The organism is Mesorhizobium sp. M1050, assembly GCF_040318715.1.
Lineage (GTDB): Bacteria > Pseudomonadota > Alphaproteobacteria > Rhizobiales > Rhizobiaceae > Mesorhizobium.
Genome location: NZ_JAMYMV010000011.1, coordinates 112,264 through 122,132 on the forward strand (window position 1 = coordinate 112,264; position 9,869 = coordinate 122,132).

Here is a 9,869-nt window from a genome sequence, read left to right on the forward strand (position 1 = left end):
ATCAGATCTCCATGCCCAGCATCGAGGCCACCGTATGCACGTCCTTGTCGCCACGACCGGACAGGTTGACGATCACGATCTGGTCCTTGTCCATCGCAGGCACGATCTTCACCGCATGCGCGATGGCATGCGCCGACTCCAGCGCCGGGATGATGCCTTCGACCCGGGTCGTCAGCTTGAAGGCCTCCAGCGCCTCGTCGTCGAGAATAGGTACATATTCGACTCGACCCGAGTCGCGCAGCCAGGAGTGCTCCGGTCCAACGCCGGGATAATCGAGACCGGCCGAGATCGAATGCCCGTCCATGATCTGGCCGTCGGCATTCTGCAGGAGATAGGTGCGGTTGCCGTGCAGCACGCCAGGTTTTCCTGCGTTCATCGAGGCGCAATGCTCGATGCCGTCGAGGCCGCGCCCGCCGGCTTCGATGCCGATAATGCGCACCTCCTTGTCGTCCAGGAAGGGATGGAACAGGCCGATGGCGTTCGAACCGCCGCCGACAGCGGCGATGATGGTGTCCGGCAGCCGGCCTTCCTGCTCGAGGATCTGCGCCCGCGCCTCTGTGCCGATCACCGACTGGAAGTCGCGCACCAGTTCCGGATAGGGATGTGGGCCGGCGGCGGTGCCGATCAGGTAATAAGTGTCCTCGACATTGGTCACCCAGTCGCGCAGCGCCTCGTTCATGGCGTCTTTCAGCGTGCCGTGACCAGCGGTCACCGGCCGCACTTCGGCGCCGAGCAGCTTCATGCGGAAGACGTTGGGGCTTTGCCGGGCGACATCGGTGGCGCCCATATAGACGACGCAGGGAAAGCCGAAGCGGGCCGCGACCGTGGCCGACGCCACGCCGTGCTGGCCGGCACCGGTCTCGGCGATGATGCGCTTCTTGCCCATGCGCTTGGCCAGCAGAATCTGGCCGAGACAATTGTTGATCTTGTGCGAGCCGGTATGGTTCAGATCCTCGCGCTTGAAATAGACTTTCGCGCCGCCGAGATGGCGTGTCAGGCCTTCAGCGAAATAAAGCTTCGAGGGTCGCCCGGCATAGTGGGTCGAGAGGTCAGTCAGTTCAGCCCTGAAATCCGCATCGTCCTTGACCTCGTTCCAGTGCCGCTCCAGGTCGAGGATCAGCGGCATCAGCGTTTCGGCAACGAAACGACCGCCGAAAATGCCGAACATGCCCTGTTCGTCGGGCCCGGTGCGGAAGGAATTGGGTATCGCCGGCTTGTTCATCGCCGATCTCCTGGCATCTTGATTTCTTGAGCATGCTTGTCGGAAAACCGGTTCCCCACATGCTCTGGATTGAACCGGTCAGGCGGCGCGGTTGTCGCGCGCTGCCCTGACGGCCCGGAAAAACTGCTCGATCAGCGCCGGATCCTTGACGCCCGGCGCACTTTCCACGCCTGAGGAAATGTCTATTCCGGGCGGATTGGCAAGCCGAAGGGCATCGCCGATATTGCCGGCGTTGAGCCCACCGGAAAGCATGTAATCGACGCCGGCGTCAAGGCCGGCGAGGATGCGCCAGTCGTAGACAACACCATTGCCCCCCGGCAGTTCGGAGCCTTTCGGCGGCTTGGCGTCGAACAGGAACCTGTCGGCGATGCCGACGAACGGCCTTATCCGTTCGAGATCCGCGGCCTCGCTGAGCGGCAGCGCCTTCATCACCGGCAGGCCATAGCGGGCTTTCATCTCGGCCACCCGCTCGGGCGTTTCCGCGCCATGCAGCTGCAGCATGTCGGGCTGCATTTTGGCAACGATTTCGTCCAGGAAGATGTCGCCGGCATCGACGGTGACGGCAACCGCCATCGCCTTGCCACGCGCCGCCTCGCGCAGACGGCCAGCCTCGGCAGGGTCGACATAGCGTGGGCTTTTGGCAAAGAAAATAAAGCCGACATGGCTGGCGCCGCAGGCCAGCGCCGCGGCCATTGCCCCGTCGGTCTTCAAGCCGCAGATCTTGATGTCGAGTGCCATGCGCGGGAATTGGCATGAAAAGCGAAAAGAGTCGAGAAAAAGCATACTGTTTGCCGCCAACGCCAAAGGCGCTACCTATAGATGGACAAGGCGGGAGTACGATCATGGCCGAGAGAACCGTTGCCGAACTCAGGCAGAAGATAACGCAGGCGCGCGAGGTCATTGCGCACCTGATGGACAAGGCCGCCTTCAACGGCGCCGAGGCGCACCGCGCGCTCGACTATTTCGGCAGCGATGCCTTCGACCGCAATTTTTTGCCGTGGCCGCATCACGGCGAAGAGGGGCTGCGTCCGGAGGAACTCAACGCGACGAATGACGATTGAGCGGCCCCGCTTTGGGATATTCACGCTTGCGGGACAGCACCCCCCTCTGGCCTGCCGGCCATCTCCCCCGCAAGGAGGGAGATTACGCGCTCAATCGCTTTAGCCAATCTCGACCGTTGCAAGATGAGCCAGACGCTGAAGCTGCCGATCTCCCCCCTTGCGGGGGAGATGGCCGGCAGGCCAGAGGGGGGTGTGAAGGATCGCTGCAGACGGCATTCTTTCTCCGCCTACCCATAACATCGCGGCCCTACTCGAAGGCGATCGCCTGAAGCGCGCCGCCATTGCGCTTCAGCCATGCCTTGCAGCGCTCTGTGTCCGGGCAGAGCTGCTCGCACAGCTTCCAGAATTTCGGACCGTGGTTCATCTCCTTGAGATGCGCGACTTCATGCGCGACGAGGTAATTGATCACCGGCGACGGCGCCATCATGATCCGCCAGGAGAAGGACAGATTGCCGTCGGAGGTGCAGGAGCCCCAGCGGCTCGACGTGTCCTTGAAGCGAACGGCCTTGGCACGCTTGCCCAGCGCCTGGGTGTGCTTGAGCACCAGCTTCTCGATGTCCTTCTTGGCCTCGCGCTTGAGAAAGTCGGCGATGCGGCGCGGCAGGTGTATGCGGTCGCCATGCACGATCAGCAGCGGGCCGCGCTCATCGCTCGACACCGTCACGGTCCCGCGTTTTGACGGCTCGTGGACGATGCGGTGCGCCACGCCACGCACCGGGATCTTGATGCCGGGCCGCACTTGCGGCCGAGCCGGGACCTTGGCTAGCCGCTGTTCCAGCCAATCTTGATGTCGGTCGAGGAATTTTTCCACTTCGCCCCGGCGCAAGCCCGGCGGCACCGTAATGCGCAGGCCACGGCCGCCGGAATCGATGCGCAGCGTCAGCCGCCGGGCGCGGTCGTTTTCGACGATCTTGAGCGGCAGCGAGCGGCCGGCAACAACATGCTCGCGCTCTTCGACAGGCGCGGGCTTGGGCTTTGTCAAATTGCGGAAGAAGCCGAAGGACATGGCCGGACGATACGCGATTCGAGGAAAACGGATAGAATAAAGAAAGGAACAAAAAAGAAACGGCGCCGCTCGTGCGACGCCGTTTTTTCACGATCTGACCAGTCGCTGGATGTCAGTCGTCAAGCAGGTTCGAACCCTTGCCGCGCTTGGTGGTCGTCCCGGTGCTCGGATCGGCCTTCGTCGGCGCCGTCGACTTGTTGCGGTTGGCCATGAAGCGGTCGAACTCGTCCTGGTCCTTGGCGCGGCGCAATTCGCGGGCGTAGTCGTCGAACTCGGTCAGCATCTCGTCGAGCTTGCGGCGTTCCTCAGCGAGGCGCTCAAGTTCCTTTTCGCGCCAGTCGTCAAAGGCGACGTTGCCGGTGCGGGCGGAGCCGTGACCCCAGCGCGCCGCCTTGTCGGAGCCACGGCGGCAGCCGGCGAAGATGCCGTCGGTGGCCCGGTTGACGTCACGCTTCAAGCCGTCGAGGCGGTCGCCCCAGATGATGTAGGCGAGCATGGCGAAGCCGAGTGGCCAGAACACCATGAAACCGATCACCATCAACGCGATGGTTGCCGGCGTCCAGGCCGGGCGGATCAATGCAGATGTGTTCATTTTCTCCCATTCCTTCGGTTGGAGACAGCCTAGACCGGCTGCGTGGAATCGAAATGGGAAGAAGAAAACGGCGATTCAAGACAATATCCGCCAAAACCGGACAAGAGGCTGAAATGATTGTTGCTTTTTGAGCGCTTCGAGGAAAAGAACGGCCAACCCGGCAACAAGTCCCCAAAACGCGGCGCCGACGCCGAACAGCGTCAGTCCCGACGCGGTGACGGCGAAGGTGACGGTGGCGGGCATGCGTTCGCCTTCGTCCTTCAAGGCGATCGACAAAGCATTGGCAAGCGGCGACATCAGCGCCAGACCGGCCACCAGCACGATCAGGCTCTGCGGCAGGACGGCGAAGATCGCCACCAGCGAAGCGCCGAAAATGGCGAAGATGAGATAGGCGAGCGCATAGAACGGGCCGGTCTTCCAGCGCTCGGCGGGGTCCGGATGGACGTCAGGCCCGGTGCAGATCGCTGCCGAAATCGCCGCCAGATTGGTGGTCGAGCCGCCAAAGGGCGCCGACAGCAGCGAAAACAGGCCGGTGACGCCGATCAGCGGGCCCGGCTCCGGGTGATAGCCGGCGGCGCGCAGCACGGCGAGACCCGACAGGTTCTGTGAAGCCATGGTGACGAGATAGAGCGGCAGCGCGAGGCCGATGATCGCGGCGGCGCTGAACTGCGGCGCGATCAGCGTCAGCGTCGACAGTTCCGGTGTCGGCAGGCCGCCGACGCGGCCGGTGAGAAATGCCGCGAGGCCGCCGCCGATCAGCACCACCAGCACCGACACTGCCGGATTGAACAGCCTGATGACGAAAAAGGTCGCTATCAACGGCAGGATCAGCCATGGATCGGCGGGAATGGCCTTGACCGCGTTGATGGCGAAACTGACGAGAATGCCGGCCAGCATGCCCGAGGCAACCGACGCCGGTATCCTGGCGATCAGCCGCGTCAGGGGCCCGAACAGGCCGGTGACTATCAACAGGATGCCGGTTACCATGAAGGCGCCTACCGCCTCGCTGATCGAAAAGCCGCTCGAGGCGGCGATCAGAGCCAGGCCCGGTGTCGACCATGCGGTGATGACAGGCATCCTCGTGCGCCACGATAGCCACAGGCACTCGATGGCCATGGCCAGACAGATGGCGGTCACGCCGCTCGCCGTCTCGATCTGCGTCGCACCGACCGCCTTGGCGGCGGCAATGACGATGGCCAGCGTGCCGCCGAAACCGACGATCGCCGCGACGAAGGCGGATATCGGAATGGAAAGGCGCATCAGGTCAGTTTCCCCTCTGTGCCATCGCATCGACGGCCCGCACCAACATGTCGAGATCCTGCGGCCGCGACAGGCGGTGGTCGCCATCGGGGATCAGCGACAAGGTCACGTCGTCGGCCGGCAGCAGGCTGACCAGCTTCAGCGCGTGGCTTGCCGGCACGTCAGCATCGGCCAGTCCCTGCAGGATGTGCACCGGACAATGCGTGTCGATTGGGCCCGTCATCACCCTGTTTTCGCGCCCGTCCTCGATCAGAGCGCGCGTATAGATGTAAGGCTCGGCGGAATAGTCCGACGGCTCCTCGAAGAAGCCTTTTTTGACGAGATCGCGCTTCTGCGCCTTGGTCAGCACCGGTTCGACCAGTTCGGTGGTAAAATCAGGCGCCGGCGCCAGCAGCACCAGGCCGGCGACGTTGCTGCCGCCCGCTTTGTGCAATTCCTGCACCATGCGCAGCGCTATCCAGGCGCCCATCGAGGAGCCGACCAGGATCTGCGGGCCCTTGGTGAAATGCCGGAACACGGCAAGGCTCTGCGCAAGCCATGTCGAAATCGTGCCGTCGGCAAAGGCGCCGCCGGATTCGCCATGGCCGGAATAATCATGGCGCAGGAACGCGCGGCCTTCCCTTGCCGCCCAATCCGACAGTGTCTGCGCCTTCGTGCCCAGCATGTCCGACTTGTAGCCGCCAAGCCAGACGATGCCGGGCGCGGAGCCGGCACTATGGCGCACCGCGATGCGCGATCCCCCAACACCGGGAAAGATTGGGACATCGATAAAGACGGGGGGCGTGGCGTTCATGGCTTTTTCCTCAACGTCGGTCTTGTGGCACAGCCAGCGGCGAGGCGGAAAGTGCTCGCGATGTTTCTTTGTTTGGTGCAGGGCCGCGATCAGGGTGATTTTCTATCAATGCTGTGCTATTGACTCCGCCCGCGCGCTCACCACATTGACGCGTCCACGCATCAACACTGACAAACCCTGAACGAAACGGCCAAGGAGACCACGACCATTCGCAGACCTTTCAAAGCAGCGGCGCCGACCAAGGATGGCCCGCGCTCCAACCGTGATATCCGGGTGCCCCGGGTCCAGCTTATCGACGCCGAAGGCCAGAACCGCGGCGATGTTTCCATCAACGACGCATTGCTGCTCGCCGAGGAGGCTGGGCTTGATCTCGTCGAGATATCGCCCAATGCGGTGCCCCCCGTCGTCAAGATTCTCGATCTCGGCAAGTTGAAATACGCCAACCAGAAGAAGGCGGCCGAGGCGCGCAAGAACCAGAAGGTCATCGAGATCAAGGAGATCAAGATGCGCCCGAACATCGACAGCCATGACTACGAGACCAAGATGAAGGCGGTTCGCCGCTTCTTCGAGGAAGGCGACAAGGTCAAGCTGACGCTGCGGTTCCGTGGCCGTGAGATGGCGCATATGGAACTCGGTATGCAGCTTTTGAACAAGGTCCGCGAGGAAGTGGCGACGATCGCCAAGGTCGAAGCGGAACCGAAGCTCGAAGGCCGGCAGATGATGATGGTGCTGTCGCCGCGCTAAGGTGTGCTGAACTATCAACACACCTCAGTCACGATGACGCGCTAACGCGCTTAAATCCGCCTGAATCACATCCCAAGGCGTCCCGGCGATCGGCGGGACGCCTGTTTTCTTTGGCCGAGGCTGCGATCGCCGGTTTTTTATGCATGTCACAAGACCGCGCCTTCGGGCGACATGCATCACGCTCTACGATGATCGGATTCCAAGGTTGGATAAAGAACTCAAATACGGGCTGGGCAATTACCAGCGTACGCGTCGGATGGTGCTTGCCGGGCTCGTGGCGGTGCTGTTCGCAGCGCTGCTGTTCGGCCAATCGACCTTTCCGCCCGACACGCCGGTGCATGAGTCGATCGAAATGTTCGGCGTGCTGCTGATTTTCCTCGGCATCGTCGGGCGCCTTTGGTCGACGCTCTACATAGGCGGACGCAAATCTTCCGAGGTGGTGACCGGCGGGCCTTACTCGATCACCCGCAACCCACTCTATGTCTTCTCGACCGTAGCCGCGGCCGGCGTCGGGGCGCAGATCGGCTCGTTCTCCGGCATCGCACTCTTCGCGCTTCTGTGCGCGGGCGCCTTCCATATCGTCATCCTGCGCGAGGAGAAATTCCTCAAGGAAGCGCTTCCCGCCACATATCAGGCGTATCTGGCGAGAGTGCCGCGCTTCTTCCCGAAGCTTTCCCTCTACCAGGAGGGTGATACCGGCAGCTTCAAGCCGCGCCTGTTGTTGACCACGCTGCTCGATGGCCTGGTGTTCCTCGTCGCGCTGCCGGCCTTCGAACTGATCGACGGCGCCCAGCAGTCGGGCATGCTGCCGGTATTGTTCCGGCTGCCCTGACTCAAAGGGCAGAGCCGCATCTCTACAGGTGTTGCACAGCCGCCGGCTTTGACGTATAGGACCGCCGTTCAAGAAAACCGCCGGGCAGGGCATGCCGTGGCGGTTTCATTTGCTTTTCGGGCTTTGGTCGGCCCGAAGCGAACAAGACAAGAGGCGTGGAGTGCCGGAGGCACGACAGGGACCTCATAGAAACGGAGTAGCAAAATGCCCAAGATGAAGACCAAGTCCGCCGCCAAAAAGCGGTTCAAGATCACAGGTACGGGTAAAGTTTTGTCGGCTGCGGCCGGCAAGCGTCACGGCATGATCAAGCGTTCCAACAAGTTCATTCGAAATGCCCGCGGCACGATGGTTCTGGCTGAACCGGATGGCAAGAAGGTCATCAAGAATTTTCTTCCGAACGGCCTCTAAGGCGCGATGCCAAAAAGTTGCAGACTTTTTGGACAACATCCCGCTCAAATAAGGCATTCGGTCCGGACACGCATTTGTTTTACGCAATTCCGAACGGAAAACCGCAAGGCACTTTTCCTGGAATTGCTTTTAAGGAGATCATGACATGGCACGCGTAAAGAGAGGCGTCACCTCGCACGCCAAGCACAAGAAGGTCCTGAAAGCCGCAAAAGGCTTCTACGGCCGCCGCAAGAACACCATCCGCATCGCCAAGCAGGCAGTGGAAAAGTCGCTGCAGTACGCTTATCGCGACCGCAAGAACCGCAAGCGCTCGTTCCGTGCGCTGTGGATCCAGCGCATCAACGCAGCGACCCACGAGCACGGCCTGACCTATGGCCGCTTCATCGACGGCCTCAACAAGTCGGGCATCGAGATCGATCGCAAGATCCTGTCGGATATGGCCATCCACGAGCCGCAGGCTTTCGCAGCGCTTGTGGCCAAGGCCAAGGTGGCGCTCGAATATCTGAAGAACACCACGCCGAACGCTTTTGAAAGCGCTGTCGCCTAAGACCAGCGCTTCCCAAGCATTCGCAATTCTGATTTGGGGAACCCGCGCTGGCACGGCTGGCGCGGGTTCTTTTTTGACCCTGATGTAACCAAAATGGTGACGACGAACCAAAATGGTGTCGGTCGCCCGATCGAGAGAGTTTCGCCGTGAACGACACAGCTGGAAATCTTGAAGCGCTGGAGGCCTCGCTGCTTGCCGACATCGCAGCGGCCTCCGACGAGGCCTCGATCGAGGCCGTGCGCGTCGCGGCTCTTGGCAAGAAGGGTTCCATCTCCGAAATGCTGAAGACGCTCGGCGCCATGACCGCCGAGGAGCGCCAGGTGAAAGGCCCTGCCATCAACGGCCTCAAGAATCGCGTCACCGATGCGCTGACGGCCCGCAAGGCCGAGCTCAGGGATGCGGCGATCACCGCGCGTCTCGCCGCCGAAAGGGTCGACGTGACGCTGCCGGTGCGGCAGTCGCCGGCCGAGCGCGGCCGCATCCATCCGATCAGCCAGGTCATCGACGAGATCGCGGCGATCTTCGGCGATCTCGGTTTCTCCATAGCCGAAGGTCCGGATATCGAGACCGACTATTACAATTTCACCGCGCTGAATTTCCCCGAAGGCCATCCGGCGCGCGAGATGCACGATACCTTCTTCTTCCAGCCGGACGGGAAGGGCGAGCGCAAGCTTTTGCGCACGCACACCTCGCCCGTGCAGATCCGCACCATGGAGACGAAGAAGCCGCCGATCCGCATCGTCATTCCAGGCAAGACCTACCGGCAGGATTCCGATGCCACCCATTCGCCGATGTTCCATCAGGTCGAGGGGCTGGTGATCGATAAGACGGCCAATGTCGCCAACATGAAGTGGGTGCTGGAGGAGTTCTGCAAGGCCTTCTTCGAGGTGCCACAGGTCAAGATGCGCTTCCGGCCGTCCTTCTTCCCATTCACCGAGCCGAGCCTCGAGGTCGACATCCAGTGCGACCGCTCGCGGCCCGGCGAAGTGCGCTTCGGCGAAGGCTCCGACTGGATGGAGATCCTCGGCTGCGGCATGGTGCATCCCAATGTGCTGCGCCATGGCGGGCTCGACCCGGACGAATATCAAGGCTTTGCCTGGGGCATGGGCATCGATCGCATCGCCATGCTGAAATATGGCATGCCGGACCTGCGCGCCTTCTTCGACGCCGATGTCCGCTGGCTGTCACATTACGGTTTCAGGCCGCTCGACATGCCGACCTTGTTCGGCGGCCTGAGCGCATGACAGCGCCGCACACCGGCGGCTGTCGCTGCGGCGCCGGGGGGGGGGGGGCGTGGGGGCCCCCCCCCCCCCCCGCCCGAATTCACTGTGGGGCGGGTGGCGGGGGGGGCGGGGGCGCCGGGGGCGGGGGGTGGGGGGGGGAGGGCGGGGCGGGGGGCGGGGG

At 62.5% G+C, this 9,869-nt stretch carries 12 protein-coding genes; 6 read left to right on the plus strand and 6 right to left on the minus strand.

What is annotated here, in order from left to right; all coding sequences use genetic code 11:
- Position 1 precedes the first annotated feature (1 nt).
- Positions 2-1,222, minus strand: a complete 1,221-nt coding sequence (gene trpB / locus NKH57_RS09640; protein WP_352943763.1) for a tryptophan synthase subunit beta — start codon at positions 1,220-1,222, stop codon at positions 2-4.
- A 78-nt stretch (positions 1,223-1,300) separates the two neighbouring features.
- Positions 1,301-1,960 carry a phosphoribosylanthranilate isomerase gene (locus NKH57_RS09645; protein WP_352943765.1) on the minus strand — a complete coding sequence of 220 codons (660 nt, stop codon included), beginning with the start codon at positions 1,958-1,960 and terminating at the stop codon, positions 1,301-1,303.
- 104 nt (positions 1,961-2,064) lie between these two features.
- On the opposite strand from NKH57_RS09645, the gene NKH57_RS09650 reads away from it, so the two are divergent.
- Positions 2,065-2,283 carry a hypothetical protein gene (locus tag NKH57_RS09650; protein ID WP_352943767.1) on the plus strand — a complete coding sequence of 73 codons (219 nt, stop codon included), beginning with the start codon at positions 2,065-2,067 and terminating at the stop codon, positions 2,281-2,283.
- Positions 2,284-2,530: 247 nt separating this feature from the next.
- Here the strand turns inward: NKH57_RS09650 and NKH57_RS09655 are convergent, their stop codons facing one another.
- The 4 genes from NKH57_RS09655 to NKH57_RS09670 all read right to left on the minus strand — a co-directional run bounded on the left by NKH57_RS09655 (position 2,531) and on the right by NKH57_RS09670 (position 5,934).
- On the minus strand, positions 2,531-3,289 hold the full coding sequence (locus NKH57_RS09655; protein ID WP_352943769.1) for a M48 family metallopeptidase: 759 nt from the start codon (positions 3,287-3,289) through the stop codon (positions 2,531-2,533).
- 112 nt (positions 3,290-3,401) lie between these two features.
- Complete coding sequence (locus NKH57_RS09660) at positions 3,402-3,881, minus strand: DUF2852 domain-containing protein (RefSeq protein ID WP_023761155.1); 480 nt, start codon at positions 3,879-3,881, stop codon at positions 3,402-3,404.
- Between the two features lie 75 nt (positions 3,882-3,956).
- Positions 3,957-5,141 (minus strand): benzoate/H(+) symporter BenE family transporter, encoded by a 1,185-nt coding sequence (locus tag NKH57_RS09665; protein WP_352943772.1) that lies wholly within the window; start codon positions 5,139-5,141, stop codon positions 3,957-3,959.
- Positions 5,142-5,145: 4 nt separating this feature from the next.
- The gene (locus tag NKH57_RS09670; RefSeq protein ID WP_352943774.1) at positions 5,146-5,934 is read right to left on the minus strand and encodes an alpha/beta hydrolase; all 789 of its coding nucleotides are present in this window, start codon (positions 5,932-5,934) and stop codon (positions 5,146-5,148) included.
- Positions 5,935-6,141: 207 nt separating this feature from the next.
- Here NKH57_RS09670 and infC point away from each other — a divergent pair, with 207 nt between their 5' ends.
- The 5 genes from infC to pheS all read left to right on the plus strand — a co-directional run bounded on the left by infC (position 6,142) and on the right by pheS (position 9,709).
- Entirely contained in the window at positions 6,142-6,678 is a 537-nt protein-coding gene (infC, locus tag NKH57_RS09675) for a translation initiation factor IF-3 (protein WP_013528312.1), read from the plus strand.
- Positions 6,679-6,883: 205 nt separating this feature from the next.
- Positions 6,884-7,510: a methyltransferase family protein gene (locus NKH57_RS09680; protein ID WP_023761159.1), complete on the plus strand. Its 627-nt coding sequence runs from the start codon at positions 6,884-6,886 to the stop codon at positions 7,508-7,510.
- Positions 7,511-7,714: 204 nt separating this feature from the next.
- On the plus strand, positions 7,715-7,918 hold the full coding sequence (gene rpmI / locus NKH57_RS09685; protein ID WP_006201248.1) for a 50S ribosomal protein L35: 204 nt from the start codon (positions 7,715-7,717) through the stop codon (positions 7,916-7,918).
- 145 nt (positions 7,919-8,063) lie between these two features.
- A complete protein-coding gene (rplT, locus tag NKH57_RS09690; protein WP_013528310.1) occupies positions 8,064-8,465 on the plus strand; it encodes a 50S ribosomal protein L20 in 402 nt (133 codons plus the stop codon).
- A 146-nt stretch (positions 8,466-8,611) separates the two neighbouring features.
- Positions 8,612-9,709 (plus strand): phenylalanine--tRNA ligase subunit alpha, encoded by a 1,098-nt coding sequence (gene pheS / locus NKH57_RS09695; protein WP_352943776.1) that lies wholly within the window; start codon positions 8,612-8,614, stop codon positions 9,707-9,709.
- The last annotated feature ends 160 nt before the right edge of the window (positions 9,710-9,869 follow it).